Consider the following 20,563-nt stretch of genomic DNA (forward strand, 5'->3'; position numbering starts at 1 on the left):
TCTCTGTTTTGTAAGCTGTGATTATTCTACTGAACATAAAAATTTCTCGTAAGTGAACATTCTGTGAATAAATAGTGAACAGATCACTGCTGTCGAACAGCAGTCAAAAAGAACGGGAACCCCGGCTAGCCGGGGTTCCCGTTCTTGCTGTGCTGCTTATCGATTCTATCGCCGGATTGGCGGAATATCAGCAGGATTGGAGGGTGCGGCCGGCCTTTCGAGCAGGCCGCCGATTCCATATTGCGTAAAGTTACGGACGAACTGAAGCGCTTCGGCACGCGTCAATCCCTTGCTGCCCTGGAAGGACTGCACAGTAATCTTCGCCGTGCTGCTGCCATTAGCCAGACCGAAGGCCAGCATGTAGCGGATCGCATGATCGCCTTCGAACCGGACACCCTCGGCAGATGAGATGAGCTCGGCAACCTGCTGCCGCTGAATTGTGCGTTTCCGGGATGCTGTGCTGTTGTATCCCGCTGCCGGGTAGTTCAGTTCACGGGCTTTGCTGTAATAGGTATTGGCCCAGTGACCGCTGCCGGCCGGTACAAGCCCAGGCTCGAAAGCGCGCAGCAGCATAGCCAGAAATTCGGCTTCCGTAACCGGCTGGTTGGGACGGAAGCTGCCGTCCGCGTAGCCGGTTACCATGCGGCTGGATACTGCCCACTGAATAGTATCGCTGGCCCAGTGGCTCGCGGTATCCCTGAAGGCGGTCACACCGCTTGGGGGAGATGCGCTAAGGGTGTCATTGACCGCTGCTGCATTGCCTACGGAGAACGTAAGGGCTGCCGGGTGCGGCAGCTCCTGCGCTGCTCCGTTAGGAGAAGCTTTTCCCCGCACACTCTTGTCCAGATACAGCGTATACGTACGCTTGGGATCAAGTTCGCCGCTGCCTGGCGAAACGAACAGCCGGTTCCACAGCAGGCTGACCTTCACATTACGGATAATCTTCCCTTGGTCGTCCATGATAAAGACGTTGTCATCGGTTATAGATGAGGCATCTATATATTTGTACTGCTTGCTCCCGGCAGCTACTTGCAGGCTGATACTAAGCGGGATGCCGCTGTGTACGGCGGCTCTTCCCGGCAGATCGCGGATGCCGAGCTTGGACTTGAGGTCGGCCAGATCCCTGCTCAGCCTGTTCTTGTCAGCGCCTGCAGGCAGCGGGTATGCAGCAGCAAGGGCAGCTGCATAATCAATTGCCCGCCGCGATGCAGCGGCCTCTGACAGTGCACGCTCTGCTTGCCGGGCAGAATCCGGCTGATCTGTCCGTTCCGCGCTACCGCCAGGTTCCGGGGCTGCATCGCTGCCCGGTATAACCGAGCTGCCTCCCGTTGGCGGCGGAGTCGGATTGAACGGCATAGGCATGAACGGGAGCGGCGCAGGGTTACTAACAGGACCCGGACCTGGTGCCGCAGGTGCCGGAGCAGGTGCTGGGGCAGGTGCCGGAGCCGGAGCCGGAGCCGGAGCAGGCGCTTCACCGTCAGGCAGCTGGCTTCCGCTTTCAGCAGGAGAGCTGTCTGCCGGGCTCTGGCTGTTGTCTCCGGAAGAGCTGTCCGCTGGCTGCTGGGCGGTATCTGCTGCCGGAGAGCTTTCTTCCGAAATTGGGGCATCCGGATTACCGGCTTCCACTGTTCCCGATGGCTCTTCAGGTTGTTCTTGAGCAGCAGGAAGGGTCGTGGCCTGTATCGTAGCTCCCGCCGACTCGTTGCCGCTTGTGTCGGCTGTCGCTACCTTGAAGGTGTATGTGGTAGCGGGGGCCAAATCGACCGCTTGGTACACGGACGCTGTGACCGAACCCAGCCGGCTGCCGTTCAGGTACACGGCTGCAGCGGCCAGATCCGGATCAGCCGGACTGGTCCACTCCATTGTGACTGAGCTATCGGTTATACTCTTAATCCGTAGATTGCTTACCTCACCCGGAGGAACAATATCCTTGGTAAACGTCGAGAAACCGAGTCCATACTCGTCATCCCGGCCGGGCGCGCCAAGATCGATTGCGTATTTATGCAGTTCGCTGCGAAGCTGTTCGTTGGTATAAGACGGGTGCATCTGCTTCAGCACCGCAAGCATGCCCGCAACATGCGGGGCTGCCTGAGATGTGCCGTCACCAGAGGCATACATATTGTTCAGATAAGTCGAGAGAATATTGACGCCCGGCGCTGCAATTTCATTTTCTGCACCTGTCGATGAGAAGTCTCCCCGATTGCGGTTAACGTCAATGGCGGATACAGCAATTACATTGTCGAACTTGGCCGGGTAGTTGATGGTGTTAATCCCTGCGCCGCTGTTGCCGGCCGAACCTACGAGCACTATGCCATGCTGATGCGCAAGATCAATCATGCTCTGAAGGGAAGGAGAATAGGTATCGGTGCCGAGCGAGATGTTGAGGATATGCATGCCATTCTGAATCGACCACTCAATTCCCTCCATGACATCCAGCAGGGTGCCCTGACCGTTCGCGTCCATTACCTTAACCGCATACAGCTGCGCATCCGGTGCAATACCGACCATGCCGCCGTTGCCCCGTCTTGCTGCAATGATCCCGGCAACGTGGGTGCCATGGCCTTCGTCGTCTGTGTAGGATGATGTGTAATCGACAGTCGAGACGCCGCCTGCGATGATCAGATCCGGGTGAGGCGCGATACCACTGTCCAGTACAGCAACCTTCACACCGGCGCCAGTGTAGCCCTCTGCCCATTTATTTGACGATTTAACAGCTTGAAACCCCCACTGCGACTGCTCGGCCGGAATGACCTCCGAGGAGCTCAACTGCTGTAAATCACTGCTGGTCGTGCTAAAGGTAATATTCCGCTCAATCAGCGCAATATTGGGATCATCGATCAGCTCGATAAGCTGATCGTTCGTGATAGATGCGGCAACGGCCGGTACCACATCGAACTCATGCCGGATATCCTGGCTTTCATTCCGGGCGGCCTCCTTGCCTTCTTCGTTCTTATAGATAATAATGACTTCCTGCTCCGCGTCTCCCGGAATATAGGGGGCTTCTGCCTGAACCCATGAGGTTTGGAACAGCAGGGACAAGGTGAGAAGAACGGCTGCAGTTATCTTCGCTGGTTTCATCTTATCTTTCTACTCCTTCTTGTCTTACTTTAGCTGTCACGACACAACACATGCCGCCCGCCAACACAGCTATGTAATTGAAATATCGGCTGGAGCTGGGGAGTTGTGAAGAACAGCACAGCATTTTAATTTGTTAAAATCCCCTCATCTTCCATCCGTCTTTAAGCGCTTCCACAATTGTCCTGCCCACGGGCTTGCAGGATGCTTTATAATGGAGGGACAGCTACCCTAAGGTACGGAGAGAGGTAACGAATGCCATGCAAGCGGAACAGGTTTTTTTTGAACGAAAACATAGAGAGCTCGGCGTCAGCCTCAACGAGGTTCAAAAGCAGGCGGTCCTAACAACGGAAGGACCTCTGCTTCTGCTGGCTTCGCCTGGCTCGGGCAAGACGACAACGATGATCATGCGGATGGGCTATCTGGTGGAGGTAAAAGGGGTTGACCCGTCGCGCCTTAAGGCGGTGACGTTCAGCCGCGCGTCCGCGCATGATATGAAGGAGAGGTTCAAGCGGTTTTTTCCCGGCCTGCCGGCTGCGGATTTTTCAACGATTCACAGCTTTGCCTTCGAGGTGGTGCGCCAGTACTTCTGGCGGGCCCGCCAGGAATATGTGCTGATTGAAGGCCATGCGGAGCAGGCGGAAGAGGACGGGGAGGAAGAGCAGCAGCCCGGGGTAACCGGCAAACCGGGGCAGTACGGCGGACAGCCCGGGCAGCTGCCGCTGAACAAGAAGCTGATCCTGCGCAGTCTCTACGAGACGATAACAGGCAGCAGGCCGACAGACGACCAGATGGAGGAGTTAACGAGCTATATCAGCTTCATTAAGAATAAAATGATTCCGCCCGCGGAGTGGGCAGCTGTCCGATGCGGTGTGCCGCAAGCGAAGCGGGTGATGGAGGCTTACGAGAGCTACAAGCAAACAGGCGGGCAGGGCAAGCTGCTGCTGGATTATGACGATATGCTGACGGTAGCGAACCGTCTGCTTGAGGAGGACGAGAGCCTGCTTCGCAGCTACCAGAAGCGGTATGACTACATCCTCACAGATGAAAGCCAGGATACCTCCCTCGTGCAGCATGCCCTGATTGAGAAGCTGGTCCGCCCTCACGGTAACCTGTGCGTGGTGGCTGACGATGATCAGAGCATCTATACCTGGCGGGCTGCCGAACCGCAGTATCTGCTTGATTTTAAGAAGGTGTACCCGAATGCGGAAATCCTCTTCATGGAGCAAAACTACCGTTCAACCGCCGAGATCGTGAAGGTGGCAAACCGCTTCATCAAGCGGAACAAGAACCGGTATAACAAGAACATGTTTACCCGCAACCCGCCAGGCCAGCCGATAAGCATCCGGACGCTGGATGACTTCCGCCAGCAGTCGAAGTATGTGGTGCAGGAGCTGCAGAAGCTGGAACAGCTGGGGGAAGCGGCGGTGCTGTACCGCAATAACTCCTCATCGATCAGCCTGATGAATGAGCTGGACCGCGCTGGCGTGCCCTATTATATGAAGGATGCGGATAACCGGTTCTTCTCTCACTGGGTGGTTGAGGATGTGCTGAACTTCATGCGGATGTCGTATACGGACCGGCGGGCGGACTTGCTTGAGAAAATCCATACGAAGCTGAGCGGCTATATCACGCGTCACCAGATAACGGTGCTCAAGGAAATCAACAATAATGAATCGGTGTTCGATAACCTGCTGCGCTTCGTCCATCTGCAGGACTATCAGCGCAAGCTGCTGCAGGACTGCAAGGCGAACTTCGAGCGGATGCGGGGGATGGCGCCGCTGGCAGCCATTCATCTGATCCGGAATCAGCTAGGCTATGACAAGGCTGTGGAGAAGCTCTGCGAGCGGCTCGGCTTTCAGCGGGATTACCTGGTCGGTATTCTGAATACGCTGGAGGATATCGCCGAGCCGCTGCCCACCATGGAGGCGTTCGCGCAGCGGCTTCAGCATCTGGAGGAATCGCTGAAGAAGGCGAGGTCCAGACGGGGGCAGAATGCCGTCACCCTCTCCACCTTCCACAGCTCCAAGGGATTGGAGTTCGAGCATGTGTACATGGTGGACCTAATAGAAGGGGTCATTCCATCAGCCGATGACATCGAGCAGAAGGCCGAGGGCAACGGGGAGCCGATGGAGGAGGCGGTGCGTCTGTTTTATGTCGGAATGACCCGAGCGAAGAAGTATCTGGAGCTGATTGCCTACAAGGAGCGCAACGACACCAAGGTTCAGGAATCCCGCTTTGTCACAGGTGTGCGGTACATTATGAACCCGCCGGAGGACAAGCAGGCGGGCGGAAGCGGCCAGGCCGCTGTGAGGGCTGGGGCAGGCAGAGGCCCCGCCGCCGGTTCAGGCACTGTATCGGCGGTGCCGCGATCCTCAGCGGTCAGCGGTTACCAGCCGCTGCCGGAGGTGCCGTACAACCCGAATGCCATCAAGCTTGCGGTCGAGCTGCAGATTGGCCGCCAGGTCAAGCACCGCGTATTCGGGCATGGAGAAATTGCCGAGGTTACGGACGGCTCGATTGTGATCCGTTTCCCGGGCGGGCTTAAGAAGCTGCAGGTCCGCGCCTGTCTGGAGCTTGGGCTGCTGGAGCCGGCTTCTGACGCAGGATAAGAAGAGCCAGACTAATCGGCGGTATTCCGGTTAAGATAACCAGATTGGACGAAAGGTGCTAACATTAGTTATACATTGATGGACAAATATGCACTTATGAATAACTATGTTATAATGAAAGTTACTAACCTCAAGGGAGTGACAGTCATGAATGTGGATGTATGGTCGGACTTTGCATGTCCTTTCTGTTATATAGGCAAGAGGCGCTTTGAGTCGGGATTATCGCGGTTTGCACATAAGGACGATGTGACGATTGTGTTCCGGAGCTTCCGTCTGGACCCGTCAACGCCGCGTGAGCCAGAGCAGGATATCCATACGGCTTTGGCAGCCAAATACGGTATGAGCCGGGAGCAGGCGATGGAGGCGAACCGCAACGTCGGCGAGCAGGCTGCTGCTGAGGGGCTGACGTTCCGCTTCGATACGATGCAGGTAACGAATACGCTGGACGCACACCGGCTTACGCACTTTGCAGAAGCCCATGGCAAGCGCGAGGCACTTACCGAGCTTCTGTTTAAGGCCTATTTCACCGATTCGGATAACCTCTGCGACCGGGAAACCCTGCTTCGCATCGCGGGTGAAGCCGGACTGGACCGTTCTGCAGCAGATGAAGTGCTCGCAGGCGACCAGTTTACGGATAACGTCCATATCGATGAGGAGATCGCTTCTCAGTTGGGTGTGCGCGGTGTTCCGTTCTTCGTGGTGAACAATAAGTATGCTGTGTCGGGCGCGCAGCCGGCTGAGCTGTTCCTTGAAGTGCTGGAGAAGGCATGGGCCGAGGAGCACGGTGAATCGGATGCAGCTGGCCAAGCGCTGAATACTGAAACTGCGGATGAGGCGGGCATCTGTACGGATGATGGCTGCGAGGTGCCGAAGGGCTGATTACAGGGCGGAACAGACCGGCCGCAGAACGATGTGCCGGAGCTGGAAGATAGGGGACCAAATGGGACAATTCCCGTTGGTCCCTTTTTCAGTTGTTTCGGCTTATGCAGATCTCTTTATCGTACGGGTTCCCGGCCACGCATGCGCGAGGATTGAGGCCTAATAAGAAAAGCGTCCAGCAAGGCGCTTGGCCCTGCTGAACGCTTCTTAAGCTGTGCTGACGGCTGCAATCTCATCAAGCCTCAGGCCGCTTGCCGGTGCCGATCGCGATGCGGTTCCACGCGTTGATCGTAACGATCGCCATCATGACCTGGGCGGCGCCTTCGGCGCCAAAATGACGGATGACTTCCTTGCGGAGCGTATCCGGGATATGCCGGCCGGCAACCAGTGTCAGCGCCTCGGTCATCTCTAGCGCCGCTCGCTCGGCTGGCGTGAACAGCGGGGATTCCCGCCATACGGACAGATGATAAATCCTCCGCTCCTGCTCGCCGCTCTCCCGTGCGTCGCGGGTATGCATATCGACGCAGAAGGCGCAGCCGTTCAGCTGAGATGCATAGATCTTGATCAGCTCTAGAAGAGCGGGATCAATGCCTGTGCCGGCTACCGCCGCATCAAGCTCTATCATCTTCTTGTACACGCTGGGGAGCGTATGCTCCATACGAAACCGCGACTCGATTTGAACCGAATTATCCATCCGATATCATCTCCTCTAAGCTTAACAGTGTTGAACACCTTTCACGTAGAAGGAAAGTCTCTAGTCGGTTATCTGGGTGTACCTAGCGGATCTGCTGCTGAAAGATGTTCCGACCCTTATTTTACCATATCCCTCAGTCTGGTCTAGCTGTTGTTTTTCAGAGATACACAATGCTGATTAACGTGTCGGTTCCGGTGTAGTCTTCGTCTCGTCAACCGGCTTGCTGACGAACCAGGCGACAACCGCGATCAGAATCAGGACGAAGTAGAAGGTGCCCTTCCAGATCGGATTCTTCTCGAAGCCTTCCGGCAGAATGGACAGTGCCGGGTGAGCCAGAGTGTATACGGCGAGCTTCACGCCAACCCAGCCTACGATCATGAAGGCTGCGACTTCAAGGCCCGGACGCTGCTGAAGCAGGCGGACGAACATTGAAGCGGCGAAACGCATGATAACAAGACCAATGAAGCCGCCGAGGAAAATAACGATGAAGTGGCCGGCGTCCATATCTCCGATCTTGCCAATCCCTGCGCTTGGAAGTGTTACCGCAAGCGCCACAGCTGCGAGGATGGAATCCACCGCAAAGGCAATATCGGCAACCTCAACCTTGAACACGGTCATCCAGAAGCCGGAGCCTTTCTTCTTGCCAGGAGTTTCTCCGTCAATCGCCTGCTCAATAGGCGTCTCCTTGCCGCGGGCAAGGTACTTGCGCAGCAGGTGGTTAAGGGCGATGAACAGCAGGTAGAGCGCACCAATTGCCTGCACCTGCCACACGTTCACCATGAACGAGATGATGAAGAGTGAGCCGAGACGGAACACGAATGCCCCGAACAGGCCATAGAACAGAGCCTTCTTCCGCTCTTCTTCCGGAAGGTGTTTAACCATGATGGCGAGAACGAGTGCGTTGTCGGCAGCCAGCAGTCCTTCAAGCACGATCAGTACGAGAAGCACCCAGCCGTATTCCAGTAAGATAGACAAATCCATAAGTAGTCATTACTCCCTTCCTCTAATAACCTGTATAATATGTTACCCGGACTATGTACTTCATACTCCGGAGAGTGTGCCAGAGCGGTGAGCTTTCCTCACTGCCCCTGGTACCGCATCCCCCTTTCCGGCAAAATGACGAAGAAAAGGCCCTCACCGCCAGCTGCGGTAAGGGCCTTTATCAATAAAGACCTTTACCCAGCATGAATAAACAGTGGGCAAAGGTCTCGCTAACAACGAATGGTTGCCAGCAACGCCGGAGGCGGGAACCTCGTAATGACGACGATTGCTGTAACAGCTACTCCCCTTTGGAGTTCTCTTCAGTTGGCTTTACTATAACGTTAAGTTGTCCGTGTTGTCAATGGATGTTAGTAAAATTTTTCTATTTAACTGGTAACAAATTCATTGGAATGAATTTCAAAACGTGAACAACCGCTGCTCTGATATAATTTACGATGAGGGAAAAGGAATACACTTTCCTGGACAAGAGAAGCTGTAATCGCTATCATTCAATGATTAGTAAGCTGTTGTGCGAATTAGATACCATTCCGATCGTCGGGTTACAATAGCTGCACAATCCACCTGGTTGACGACTAACCTGGCAGAATATACAGATCCTAAAGGATACAGGCCATTAAGTAAAACGGATTAGGGGGAGCAATGTTGGCAGAGCTGTGCAGGGTGTTGATTGTAGATGATGAAATTCTGGTCAGACAAGGACTCCGTCATCACCTGAATTGGGAGCAGGAGGGCTTCGTCATTGTCGGCGAGGCTTCGAATGGCAAGGAGGCGCTGCTGATGGTAGAGCAGCTTAAGCCGCATATCGTCATTACGGACATCGTCATGCCGGTGATGGACGGGGAGGAGTTTACCCGAATTGTAAAGTCGCACCATCCCGAAGTGGAGGTTGTCGTGCTGAGCAGCTTCGGGGAGTTCAACTATGTCCGCTCCACCTTTCAGAGCGGGGTGGCGGATTATATATTGAAGCCAAAGCTGGAGGCACGTGAGCTGCTGGAGGTGCTGCGGCGCACTGCGGAGCGGATTCCCGCCCTGCAGCTGGCTGCTCCCGGCGAGAGCAGTGGCCCGGCAAAGGTTGAACTGGTGATCGACAAGCTCCTGTCCGGGTACGAAGCGGACATTGATCCGGTTTTGATGAAGGAAGCATTACCTTATAACGGCTTCTGCCTGGTCGGCGTAGATGCAAAACGGCTGACTGCTGGCGATAAGAGCGCTGTAAATCGGCTGCGGGAGCGGATATCGGCGGAGCTTACGGCTTACTCCGACCGTATGGCTTGGCAGCCGCTGCCGCAGGACGGAAAATTGGTTGGGTACCTCCTTAACTTGGACAGAAGCGGGTTTGCCGAGGTCAAGCATACGGTTAAAAGCGCAGCGGCGCTTACAGCGGAGCGGGAACCGGGGTTGTGCTGGCTCGTCAGCGAGCCCTTCACAAATTTAAGGGAGCTGCAGCGTATATATACGGAGAGCTTCAAGAAGCTTGCGGGATACCGGTTTTTCTACCCGAAGCGGAACGTGCTGATTCACAGCGAGCTGCAGGCGCCAAGTGAGGCTGAGCACCGCTTCAATCTCAACCAGTTCACCGATGAGATGAAGCGGGGCCATTACGACTCGGCTTTTGCCTATCTGCAGGGTCATGTAAAGGCGCTGGCCGGCGATCATAGGGTGGACGTGTTCGAATTCAAGTCACTGCTCGGTAATCTGATCTTCAATATTACCGTTCTCCTGGGCAACCTGGAGGTAGACACGAAGGACCTAGAGGAAGCGAAGTACCGATATCTGCGCGGAATTGAGGAGGCCGACGATGCGGAGACCGCAGTCGGACTGCTGACTGCGTTCATCGGACAGGTCGAGGAATGCCTGTCGGCAAGGCAGCAGCCTGCCGGATCAAGCGGCATGAAGAAGCTGCTTGACTATATTGCCGAGCATTACAGCGAGCCGCTGACACTGACTGAGGTGGCGAAGCATTTTCACTTTAACCCGTCCTACTTGTCCAGTTACTTCGCGGCGCATAACAAGGAAGGCTTCAATGAGTATGTGAACAGGCTGCGTATTGCCAGAGCCGAGGAGCTTCTGCGGGCACAAGAACCGATGATCTCCGAGATCAGCGGGATGGTCGGCTATTCGGACCACAGCTACTTCTGCAAGGTGTTCAAGAAGTTCACCGGACTGTCACCAAGCCAATACCGCAAGCAGCATCTGGGGCAGAAAGTAGAGCGGGAAACATGAGACGGTTCTGGAATGCTTTTAAATACCAGAGGTTATTCACCAAAATCTTTCTTGTCATGGTCATCAGCATTATCGCCGTCTCGGCGCTGACTTCCCTGACCACAATCCGCATGTCGGAGCGTCTCTTTATGAAAACCTTTAGCATAACAAATTCGAAGGTGCTTTATCAGATTAAGACGAGCATCGAGTCATTCAACTACAGCATTGTAACGGCGGCGAACAATATATTGCAGAGCGGGTCGATCAAGAGCTTCCTGACAGAGGGGGAGTCCGACTCGCTGACGGTCGCGAAGACCTATTACAGCATGAACCAGCAGATGAAGCGGATCCAGTCGAATGTGGATGCCTATGAGGTTGGGATTACGCTTGTCGGCATGAATGGGCGGAATTATGCGACCGACCGGACTTATTTTACACTAAGCACCGAGGAGCTGAAGCACCACCGCCTGACCTTGACGACACTGCTGGAGCCGAAGCGGCTGATGTATCAGTATTATAATGAGAAGTCTGCGGGAGGGGAAGGCGGAGAGCCGCTGCTTGTCGCGACGAAGGCGCTGATGGAACGGACGACTGGTGGTATCTATGGCACGATGTATGTGACGATCCGGGAGAGGGAGTTCAAGCAGTTCTATACGAACTTCACCAGCGAAGGCAACGATGTGCTGATTCTGAACAGGGACGGGATTATTCTCTCGAGCAACCGAGAGGAGCTGATCGGCCAGACTTCGGAGGAGCTTGTAAGACACGCGGAGGAGATCAACGATACCGGGCTGGATTACAGGCAGGCTAAGGTGTTCGGCAATGACAGCATCCTGGTGGCGGATTATCTGCCTTCGTATGATTTTTACCTGGTGAACATGATTGACAAGAATATAGCGCTGAATCAAATCTTTGATATAAAGACAATCGTGCTTATCTGCGTAATGATCGTATCGGCTGCACTTATCATTGTATTCCTGATCTCCCGGCAGATCACAAAATCGCTGACGCTGTTCGTACGCCGGATGTCCAATGTAACGAAGCATGATTTTGGCAATTATATGAATGTCACCGGCAGCTATGAAATCCGGGAGCTTGGTAAAGCTTATAACTATATGCTCGACGAGCTGCATGCGTATATTGACAGGCTCGTGGAGACGCAGAGGCATCAGCGGAATGCGGAGCTTGCGGCGCTGCAGCGGCAGATCAATCCGCATTTTCTGTATAATACGCTGGCTTCGGTGAAAATGCTGGTGCAACAGGGCAGCAAGGAGAAGGCGGCGGAGACGATTAACGCCCTGATCTCGCTGCTCCAGAATACAATCAGCAACGTAAGCGAGACGATTACAGTCGAAGAAGAGCTGGCTAATCTGAAGAACTATGTGTTCATTAACCATGTCCGTTATGGCGGGCGGATCAGGGTGGACTATTTTGTAATGCCGGACTGCATGCAGGCTAGGGTGCCTAAGCTCATTATTCAGCCTTTCATCGAGAATGCGTTCTTCCACGCGTTCAATAAGAAGGAGGAGGGCTTCATCCATGTGCTGATCTCCTCGGAGGGGCACACGCTTATCTGCGAGGTAGTAGATAACGGCGACGGCATGGAGGGCGTGTCCGACAACACCCTGCCGAACCCGAAGAGCAAGCGGCAGCTCTTTACCGGCATTGGCGTCATTAACGTACATGAGCGGATCAAGCTGCTGTACGGCGAAGAGTACGGTGTCACGATCTCCAGCCAGCCTGGTGAAGGGACGAAGGTGCGGGTCCGGCTGCCGAAGGAAACAGATTAAACTCCGCTAGCCGGAAGATGCAGTAAACAGATACAGAAGTACTCCCGCCACGTGTACAACGACGATAAGGCCAACTATGGTCATAATCACTTTGAACATCCTTCTGCTGCTGTTGGACATAGGTTATCACCGCCTTAACAGGATTAAAGGGGCTGGCCTCCATCCGGGAGGAGAGGCTCCTTTTAATCTTTATTAACCATTTGTTCGCCCAGATAATTCCATATGTTTTAGATATAGGGGCGATAGCGTGCAATTCTTGTCCAAAAACAAAAGAATTTACAAATTCTAAAGAAAGTACAACCGAAAAAAGAAAGCGGATACAAGAGTAATAATAATAACACAAATCAAGATAAAGATCGTACTAACGGACGGTTCAGCTCAGGTGCTAACATAAAGCCATAGAACAGCAAGCGCTTACATTAACAGTGCTTGCCCAACAATCTTAGGGGGTAGAGACGCAATGAAGAAAGCATGGACACTGCTGCTCGCCGGTATGCTGATGTTAACCGCATGCTCGTCGAACTCATCTAACCAGGAAGGCAGCTCGAATGCCGGGGGATCGGATACAGGAGCTGCAGCGAAGGAGATTTCCATCTGGGCTTGGGACCCGTCCTTTAACATCGCGGCACTGGAAATTGCCAAGGCAGCTTATGCGGATGACAATCCGGATGCGAAGATTAATGTAATTGAATATGCACAGAATGATGTGATTCAGAAGATGAATACGGGCCTTAACTCCGGAACGACCAAAGGTCTGCCGAACATCGTGCTCATCGAGGACTACCGTGCGCAGAGCTTCCTGCAGGCATACCCGGATATGTTCGTGGATCTGTCCACTCATATCAACGCTGGCGATTTTGCCGAGTATAAGATCGGGCCGACCAGCCATGACGGCAAGCAGTACGGTGTACCGTTCGATTCCGGCGTCACCGGTCTCTATGTGAGAACGGATTACCTGGAGCAGGCGGGCTACACGCTAGAAGACCTGCAGGACATTACCTGGAACGAATATATCGAGATCGGCAAGGCTGTGAAGGAGAAGACAGGCAAGAATATGATCTCGCTTGATCCGAACGACCTCGGCATCCTTCGTATGATGGCGCAGTCTGCAGGCTCCTGGGTGCTGAAGGAGGATGGCACAACACCGAACCTGGCGGATAACGCGGCGCTGAAGGAAGCGTTCGAGGTGTACAAGGCCATGATGGAAAATAATATTGTGCGCATGCATTCGGACTGGAGCCAGTTCGTAGCAGGCTTCAACAGCGGTGAAGTGGCATCCGTGCCGACCGGCAACTGGATTACGCCATCCATTAAGGCAGAAGCTTCACAAGCAGGCAAGTGGGCGATTGCTCCGCTTCCGGTCCTGGCAAACCAGCCGGATTCGGTTCACGCTTCCAACCTTGGCGGCAGCTCCTGGTATGTGCTGAATGTGCCGGGTTCAGAGACGGCGGCGGATTTCCTGGCGAAGACATTCGGCTCGGATGTGGAGATGTATCAGAAGCTGCTGACCGATATCGGAGCACTCGGCACATTGAAGGAAGCAGCCGCCGGTACGGCCTATGAGAAGAGCGACGAGTTCTTCAGCGGACAGAACATTGTGGCGGATTTCGCCAAGTGGACTGAACAGATTCCTAACGTAAACTACGGCATGCATACCTATGCAATTGAAGATATTCTGATCGTTGAAATGCAGAATTACCTGAACGGTAAAGACCTGGATAAGGCACTGGCAGATGCACAGGCCCAGGCGGAAGCACAGCTGAAATAACCCGATTGACCTTGGGCGTTCGCCTGCTCCCTCCTGAACAAGACGCTTTAGGAGCAGGCGGATACGCGCCAAGGTTTTTATTTTGGACACCAGAAGGAAAGGAGAGATGGTCAATGAGCTCAGCGGTTAAACCTGCCCTCGGCAAGGACAGCGGCGTTAACGTCAAGACGGGGATGAGCAGCCACAAGAAAATGAATCTGATCGGCTGGCTCTTCGTGGGCCTGTCGGTTATTCTGATCATCACGTTCTACTTCTACCCGATGTTCCAGGCTTTACTGCTGTCCTTCAAGACGGGGACAGGGGCAAATCTCGAATATACGGGTCTCGATAACTACAAGCGGCTCTTCATAGATAAGACATTCCTGACGGCAGTCGGCAATACCTTCATCTATCTGATTATTCAGGTGCCGGCGATGATTCTGCTCGGACTATTCATCTCAGTGCTGCTGAATGACAGCAAGCTGAAGTTCAAGGGCTTCTTCCGCACGGCGATATTCCTGCCATGTGTTACATCGCTGGTTGCCTATTCCGTTGTCTTCAAGTATCTGTTCGCAGGTGACGGCATCGTGAATATGGCGCTGATGAAGCTTCATCTGATTACGGAGCCGATACAGTGGATTACCGACCCGTTCTGGGCTAAGGTAACGATTGTAATCGCTATCACCTGGCGCTGGACGGGATACAACATGATTTTCTATCTGTCTGCGCTGCAAAATATCGATAACTCGATCTATGAAGCGGCCCGGATCGACGGAGCTTCGTCAACCCGCCAGTTCTTCAGCATCACCGTCCCACTGCTTAAGCCGATTATCTTGTTTACGTCAATTACCTCGACAATCGGTACCTTGCAGCTGTTCGATGAAGTGATGAACATTACGCGCGGCGGACCGGGTAATTCGACAATGACGATTTCCCAGTACATCTACAACCTGTCGTTCAAGTATACGGCTGACTTCGGCTACGCGGCGACTGTGTCTTATTCGATTGTCATTATGATTATCGTCTTGTCCATTATCCAGTTCAAAGTGGCAGGTGACCGCAAATGATAAAACCAAGACGTATCTTCACTTACGCATTTCTGATTGGCGTGTCCGCTATTTCGATTTTTCCGTTCCTCTGGATGGTAGTAAGCGCGACGAACAAGTCGGTGGATGTCACCAAGGGGAGGCTGCTTCCGGGCTCACACCTGATTGAGAATATCCGGAATCTGACGAGTCAGGTTGATATCGTGAATGCGCTGATGAACTCCCTGAAGGTGTCGGTTGTGACAACCCTGCTGGCGCTGCTGATTTCCTCGCTTGCCGGATATGGCTTCGAGGTGTACCGCAGCCGGGCTAAGGATATTGTGTTTAACATTCTGCTGCTGTCGATGATGATTCCGTTCGCGTCCCTGATGGTGCCGCTCTACCGGATGTTCGCAAGCGCTTCAAGAAGCGTGCCGTCGATCGGCATCGATACGCTGACTGCTGTCGTGCTGCCGACCATTACGACGGCATTCCTGATCTTCTTCTTCCGGCAGAGCACGAAGATGTTTCCGAAGGATATGCTGGAGGCCGGCCGGATGGATGGTCTCAGCGAACTGGGTCTGTTCTTCCGCATCTACATGCCGACGATGAAGACGACCTATGCGGCAGCGGCGATTATCACATTCATGGCAAGCTGGAATAACTATATGTGGCCGCTGGTCGTGCTGCAGTCGCCGGAGAATCAGACCGTGCCGCTCGTTATCTCGAATCTCGGCTCCAGCTACGCACCCGACTATGGAGTCATTATGTCGGCGATTGTAATCGCGACCGTTCCGACAGCGCTGGTATTTTTCCTGATGCAGAAGCATTTCGTTGCAGGGATGATGGGCTCTGTGAAGTAATAAAGTAATAAGCAGGAACAAGAATGGAATAACAGGCCAGTATCCGGAGAGGAGCAGGACATGATGCAAGCAGCAAAACCGACATTGGATTGGCTGACAGATGTGAATGTATTCGCGGTTAACCGTCTGCCGGCGCATTCGGACCACCGCTATTACAGCACCCTAGAGGAAGCGATACAGGCGGGTCCTATGGGGATGCGGCACAGTCTGAACGGCATGTGGAAGTTTCATTATGCGGTAAACCCGGCTAGCAGGCCGGAGCGATTCTATGAGCAGGATTTCCCCGCGGCAGGCTGGAGTGAGATTGAGGTGCCGGGGCATATCCAGCTTCAGGGCCATGGCAGGCCGCAGTATGTGAACACGATGTATCCTTGGGATGGCTACGATCATCTTCGTCCGCCGGAGATTCCGCAGGACCATAACCCGGTTGGCAGCTACCTGACATGGTTTGAGGTGCCGGAGGCGATGAAGGGCAAGCCGCTGTACATCTCCTTTCAGGGAGTGGAGTCAGCTTTCTACGTATGGCTTAACGGCAAGTTCGTCGGCTACAGCGAGGACAGCTTCACACCGGCGGAGTTTGACTTGTCTGAATATGTGCAGGATGGAGAGAACAGGCTTGCCGTTGAAGTCTACCAGCGCAGCACAGGAAGCTGGCTGGAGGACCAGGATTTCTGGCGGTTCTCCGGTATTTTCCGCGATGTGTATCTGTATACCGTGCCTGAGCTGCATGTGCGGGACCTGTCAGTCCGCACAGAGCTCGATGATGCCTATAAGCAGGGCAGCTTGTCCGTAAGGCTGAACCTGGCTGCTTCGGCACAGCGGGGTGCTGGCGGCAGGAAGAGTGCTGGATCGGGCCTTGGCAGCGATTCGGGCGCTAATAACGGTGCTTCAGGCAGCGCGGGTTCCCGTATTAAAGGCGGTGTGCTGCTGGAGCTGTGTGATGCTTCTGGCGACACCATTGCTTCGGTCGAGGCGGATCTGTCCGATCAGGTAACGGAGCTTGCGCTCGAAGCGGGTGAGGTTAAGCTGTGGAGCGCGGAGGAGCCGAACTTATATACGCTGTATGTCCAGCTGTTTGACGAGGCAGGCCGGCTGGTGGAGGTTGTGCCGCAGCGGGTGGGCTTCCGCCGGTTTGAGATGAAGGACCGGATCATGCACCTGAACGGCAAGCGAATCGTGTTCAAAGGGGTTAACCGGCACGAATTCAACTGCCGCAGAGGCCGCTCTGTGACGAAGGAAGATATGCTGTGGGATATCCGCACGATCAAGAAGAACAATCTGAATGCTGTTCGAACCTCGCATTACCCGAACCAAACCCTGTGGTATGAGCTGTGTGACGAGTACGGCATCTATCTGATCGATGAGATGAATCTGGAAACGCATGGCTCGTGGCAGAAGATGGGTGCGGTAGAACCATCCTGGGTTGTGCCGGGCAGCAGGCCGGAATGGGAGCCGATCGTGATGGACCGGGCCGTATCGATGTACGAGCGCGACAAGAACCATCCCTCGATCCTGATCTGGTCCTGCGGCAACGAATCCTATGCGGGCGAAGTGCTGCTTAATGTGACGAAGTACTTCCACTCTGTGGACCCTGGCCGGCTGGTGCATTACGAGGGCGTGTTCTACGACCGTAATTACAGCGCGACAAGCGACATGGAAAGCCGGATGTATGCAAAGCCCGCACAGATCGAGGAATATCTGCAGAATGATCCGGAGAAGCCGTATATCAGCTGCGAGTACATGCATGCGATGGGCAACTCGGTGGGCGGCATGCACAAGTACACGGAGCTGGAGCAGAAATATCCGATGTACCAGGGCGGGTTCATCTGGGATTATATCGACCAGGCCATTATGAAGAAGAACCGCTATGGCGAGGAATATTTGGCGTACGGCGGAGATTTCGACGACCGGGCGACCGACTACAACTTCTGCGGGAACGGTATTGTGTATGCGGACCGCAAGGTCTCGCCGAAGATGCAGGAGGTCAAGTTCCTGTACCAGAATATCAAGCTGACGGTAGACCGGGAAGGCGTAACCGTGAAGAACGAGAACCTGTTCACCGGCACGGATGCTTATGAGCTCGTATGCACGCTGTACCGGGAAGGCGAACCGCTGGCTGGCTGCGTAATCGAGCTGAATGTGGAGCCGGAGGCTGAAGGACGCGTACGGCATGATCTGCCGCAGCCTGCGGAGCCAGGCGAGTATACCATTGACGCGTCGCTGCAGCTGCGGGAATCCAACCTGTGGGCGGATGCCGGACATGAGGTGGCGTTCGGGCAGCATGTGTTTGTGGTGGAGGACAGTGCTGCTGGATCAGGAAAAGGGGCAGCAGCAGGGATGTACGGAATAGCTGGTACTTCGGGGGCCGCTGGAATAACAGCTGGTACAGCCGGGACTGCAGGGACAGCGGACACACAAGCGGCGTCTGCGGGATCTGTTGCGGGCACGAGAGGCCTGCGTCTGGTCGAAGGCGATGTTAACATCGGCGTTCACGGCAGGGATTTCAGTGTGCTGTTCTCCAAGGGAGCGGGCAGCCTGGTGTCGCTTAGCTATGCGGGTCGCGAGATGATTGCCTATCCGCCTGCTCCGCAGTTCTGGCGGGCGTCCACGGACAACGATAAGGGTGCGCGGATGGGCTTCGAACGTGGTGTCTGGTTCATGGCGAGCCATGCCCGCAGATGCACCGATGTGAAGGTGACGGAAGTAGCGGAAGGCATCACCGTGGCGTTTGAATACCGTTTTGCAGTTAGTGAACAGGTGCGCATGACGGTTGCCTACACGGTGCAGCGGGATGGAAGTGTCCGCGTCGTTTCACGCTACGAAGGTGCTGCGGGACTGCCGGATATTCCGATCGTCGGTGTCTCCTTCAAGGTGCCAGCCGATTATGACCAGCTTGAGTGGTATGCAATGGGGCCGGAGGAGAATTACAGCGACCGTGCCTATGGCGCCAGACTGTGTACATTCCGCAATACAGCAGCGGACAATGTGGCAGGTTATCTCATGCCTCAGGAATCGGGCAACCGCACCGGTGTGCGCCGCGTAAGTGTGACGGACCGGAGTGGACGCGGCATCAAGATTACCGCACCCGCTTCACAGCCGGTGGAGTGCGGCATCTCGCCGTACACAGCCTTCGAATTGGAGAATGCGAACCATCCTTACGAGCTGCCGCCGGTTCACTACACCGTGATCACGGTGGCCGGCCGCCAGATGGGCGTCGGCGGCGATGACAGCTGGGGCTCGCCGGTCCACGAGGAGTACCGGATCAAGGCCGATGAGGATTTGGAGTTTGCGTTTACGATTGAGCGGATTTAATAAGGTGGATTAGGAACAGCCCGGGACTCCCTGTGAGGAGTTCCGGGCTTATTAAAGTTATGAGGAGGTTTCTGTCTAGCGGCAGGCATACTCCAATAGGCTCACATCATTGTATATATATGGTATGATTAGGTTAATAATAAATGTAAGAAAGGGAGGGTGTCTACCCGATCCTTTTACCGGATTACATCTGGTTCCGGCGTTTCTTCTTGTCTGAAGGCTTCACCCTTGCAGGGGTGGAGTCTTTTGCTTTTTGCGGGTTGTTGACCAATCCGTCCAAGACTTGAGACCCCGAGATGCGGCGCAGATGCCTGGAGGCTAGTCACACCGCTTCTTTCAGCCAGTTGTTGAGTTGTTGGAAGGACGGCTAACGAATCCTGCACACGTTATTTGGGCTGTAGAAGGCCAGTCTGTGCTGTAACGAATCTGTGCAACGCTATTGTGCAAAAAAGTGCCGAATTCATGCCCGGATAAGCCAAATACCGCGGCTCACATTCGTTAGCGGGCTGGAAGCGGGAAAAAGAAACGAATAGCGTGCGTAAATTTCGTTAGAAATGCTCGGATGGCTTTTCCCTCGGGGAAAAAGCAGCTGCCTTGTTAGTTGTTGTCAGAAATACATGGGCGCATCACGCGGAAGCATAGGCATGCTCAAAAGCCCCCTCATTCAAGAGGAGGCATCCGTGTACCTTGGCTAAGCTGCAAAATTAATGGTTGTTGCCTTTGGCGTTGCTCTTGCGGTCGTGGGTTCTCTTCGTTGTGTTTTGGGCTGCGTGTCCCTGCTGCTTGCTCATCTGCTGTCACCCCCGTCCCGCTCTGGCGTAAAGGTCAGCGGTCTCATTGTGTCACGGGGCGGGCGGTTTTATGCCGGGACACCGGCTGTTATAATTGGCAGTTCTAGCTTGCGCGAAAATGCACCACAGCCGAATACAGCATCTTGTTACGGTTCGGATCAAAGGTAATCTGATGCTGCACGGAATGCACGCCGAGCATCAGGGCCTTGTTGAGATCAATCTGTTCCTCAATTCTGCGTTCAAGCGCCTTCAGGTCGTAGTCCTGAAAGAACTCGATCTTATGCTCCATTTTGTCCAAAATAAAGTCCATACCCGGTTCAACTCCTACGGTTAAAATCATTCCCTCATCTGCTCCTATTATACAATTGCAGCGGTATGACTTGCATCTTGTATAATAGCTGCATTCCAGGACTTGTCAAATGGAGGGCTAACGTGTAGACTAATACCTAGAATAACTATGTATCGTTAATCTAGGTATGGGGAGACTGGTAAGAGAAGCAAGGTGTTTCCCCCGAATACCAGTATGCTTCTTACCGCACTGTTCCACAGGAGGAAAGGGAAAGGATGAAAG

At 54.2% G+C, this 20,563-nt stretch carries 12 protein-coding genes; 8 read left to right on the forward strand and 4 right to left on the reverse strand.

What is annotated here, in order from left to right:
* Positions 1-165: 165 nt before the first annotated feature.
* Complete coding sequence (locus tag L1N82_RS16835; RefSeq protein ID WP_235288619.1) at positions 166-3,078, reverse strand: S8 family serine peptidase; 2,913 nt, start codon at positions 3,076-3,078, stop codon at positions 166-168.
* Between the two features lie 257 nt (positions 3,079-3,335).
* On the opposite strand from L1N82_RS16835, the gene L1N82_RS16840 reads away from it, so the two are divergent.
* A complete protein-coding gene (locus tag L1N82_RS16840; RefSeq protein ID WP_235288620.1) occupies positions 3,336-5,687 on the forward strand; it encodes an ATP-dependent helicase in 2,352 nt (783 codons plus the stop codon).
* Positions 5,688-5,834: 147 nt separating this feature from the next.
* On the forward strand, positions 5,835-6,566 hold the full coding sequence (locus L1N82_RS16845; protein WP_407946768.1) for a DsbA family oxidoreductase: 732 nt from the start codon (positions 5,835-5,837) through the stop codon (positions 6,564-6,566).
* Positions 6,567-6,801: 235 nt separating this feature from the next.
* Here L1N82_RS16845 and L1N82_RS16850 read toward each other — a convergent pair whose 3' ends face one another.
* Positions 6,802-7,242, reverse strand: coding sequence for a carboxymuconolactone decarboxylase family protein (locus tag L1N82_RS16850; protein WP_235288651.1), 441 nt, complete (start codon positions 7,240-7,242; stop codon positions 6,802-6,804).
* A gap of 195 nt (positions 7,243-7,437) precedes the next feature.
* On the reverse strand, positions 7,438-8,241 hold the full coding sequence (locus L1N82_RS16855) for a TerC family protein (RefSeq protein ID WP_235288622.1): 804 nt from the start codon (positions 8,239-8,241) through the stop codon (positions 7,438-7,440).
* 660 nt (positions 8,242-8,901) lie between these two features.
* On the opposite strand from L1N82_RS16855, the gene L1N82_RS16860 reads away from it, so the two are divergent.
* The 6 genes from L1N82_RS16860 (at position 8,902) to L1N82_RS16885 (ending at position 19,201) form a co-directional block, all read left to right on the forward strand.
* Positions 8,902-10,485 (forward strand): response regulator transcription factor, encoded by a 1,584-nt coding sequence (locus tag L1N82_RS16860; protein ID WP_235288623.1) that lies wholly within the window; start codon positions 8,902-8,904, stop codon positions 10,483-10,485.
* Positions 10,482-12,254 (forward strand): cache domain-containing sensor histidine kinase, encoded by a 1,773-nt coding sequence (locus L1N82_RS16865; protein ID WP_235288624.1) that lies wholly within the window; start codon positions 10,482-10,484, stop codon positions 12,252-12,254. Before L1N82_RS16860 ends, L1N82_RS16865 begins: the two co-directional genes overlap by 4 nt.
* Before the next feature lie 460 nt (positions 12,255-12,714).
* Positions 12,715-14,022: an ABC transporter substrate-binding protein gene (locus tag L1N82_RS16870; protein WP_235288625.1), complete on the forward strand. Its 1,308-nt coding sequence runs from the start codon at positions 12,715-12,717 to the stop codon at positions 14,020-14,022.
* Positions 14,023-14,195: 173 nt separating this feature from the next.
* Complete coding sequence (locus tag L1N82_RS16875; protein WP_235288652.1) at positions 14,196-15,068, forward strand: carbohydrate ABC transporter permease; 873 nt, start codon at positions 14,196-14,198, stop codon at positions 15,066-15,068.
* On the forward strand, positions 15,065-15,889 hold the full coding sequence (locus L1N82_RS16880; RefSeq protein ID WP_235288626.1) for a carbohydrate ABC transporter permease: 825 nt from the start codon (positions 15,065-15,067) through the stop codon (positions 15,887-15,889). The genes L1N82_RS16875 and L1N82_RS16880 overlap by 4 nt, the downstream gene beginning before the upstream one ends.
* Positions 15,890-15,952: 63 nt before the next feature.
* Positions 15,953-19,201: a glycoside hydrolase family 2 TIM barrel-domain containing protein gene (locus L1N82_RS16885; protein WP_235288627.1), complete on the forward strand. Its 3,249-nt coding sequence runs from the start codon at positions 15,953-15,955 to the stop codon at positions 19,199-19,201.
* Between the two features lie 894 nt (positions 19,202-20,095).
* Here L1N82_RS16885 and L1N82_RS16890 read toward each other — a convergent pair.
* The gene (locus L1N82_RS16890; protein WP_235288653.1) at positions 20,096-20,302 is read right to left on the reverse strand and encodes a DUF2536 family protein; all 207 of its coding nucleotides are present in this window, start codon (positions 20,300-20,302) and stop codon (positions 20,096-20,098) included.
* Between the last annotated feature and the right edge of the window lie 261 nt (positions 20,303-20,563).

Source organism: Paenibacillus tarimensis, from assembly GCF_021532315.1.
GTDB lineage: Bacteria > Bacillota > Bacilli > Paenibacillales > Paenibacillaceae > Paenibacillus_I > Paenibacillus_I tarimensis.

What these genes read in the sequence shown, in the direction of transcription:
- L1N82_RS16835 (WP_235288619.1), bottom strand. Translation starts at nt 3,078, where the DNA reads ATGAAACCAGCGAAGATAACTGCAGCCGTTCTTCTCACCTTGTCCCTG.
- L1N82_RS16840 (WP_235288620.1), top strand. Translation starts at nt 3,336, where the DNA reads ATGCAAGCGGAACAGGTTTTTTTTGAACGAAAACATAGAGAGCTCGGC.
- L1N82_RS16845 (WP_407946768.1), top strand. Translation starts at nt 5,835, where the DNA reads ATGAATGTGGATGTATGGTCGGACTTTGCATGTCCTTTCTGTTATATA.
- L1N82_RS16855 (WP_235288622.1), bottom strand. Translation starts at nt 8,241, where the DNA reads ATGGATTTGTCTATCTTACTGGAATACGGCTGGGTGCTTCTCGTACTG.
- L1N82_RS16860 (WP_235288623.1), top strand. Translation starts at nt 8,902, where the DNA reads ATGTTGGCAGAGCTGTGCAGGGTGTTGATTGTAGATGATGAAATTCTG.
- L1N82_RS16865 (WP_235288624.1), top strand. Translation starts at nt 10,482, where the DNA reads ATGAGACGGTTCTGGAATGCTTTTAAATACCAGAGGTTATTCACCAAA.
- L1N82_RS16870 (WP_235288625.1), top strand. Translation starts at nt 12,715, where the DNA reads ATGAAGAAAGCATGGACACTGCTGCTCGCCGGTATGCTGATGTTAACC.
- L1N82_RS16875 (WP_235288652.1), top strand. Translation starts at nt 14,196, where the DNA reads ATGAGCAGCCACAAGAAAATGAATCTGATCGGCTGGCTCTTCGTGGGC.
- L1N82_RS16880 (WP_235288626.1), top strand. Translation starts at nt 15,065, where the DNA reads ATGATAAAACCAAGACGTATCTTCACTTACGCATTTCTGATTGGCGTG.
- L1N82_RS16885 (WP_235288627.1), top strand. Translation starts at nt 15,953, where the DNA reads ATGCAAGCAGCAAAACCGACATTGGATTGGCTGACAGATGTGAATGTA.
- L1N82_RS16890 (WP_235288653.1), bottom strand. Translation starts at nt 20,302, where the DNA reads ATGGACTTTATTTTGGACAAAATGGAGCATAAGATCGAGTTCTTTCAG.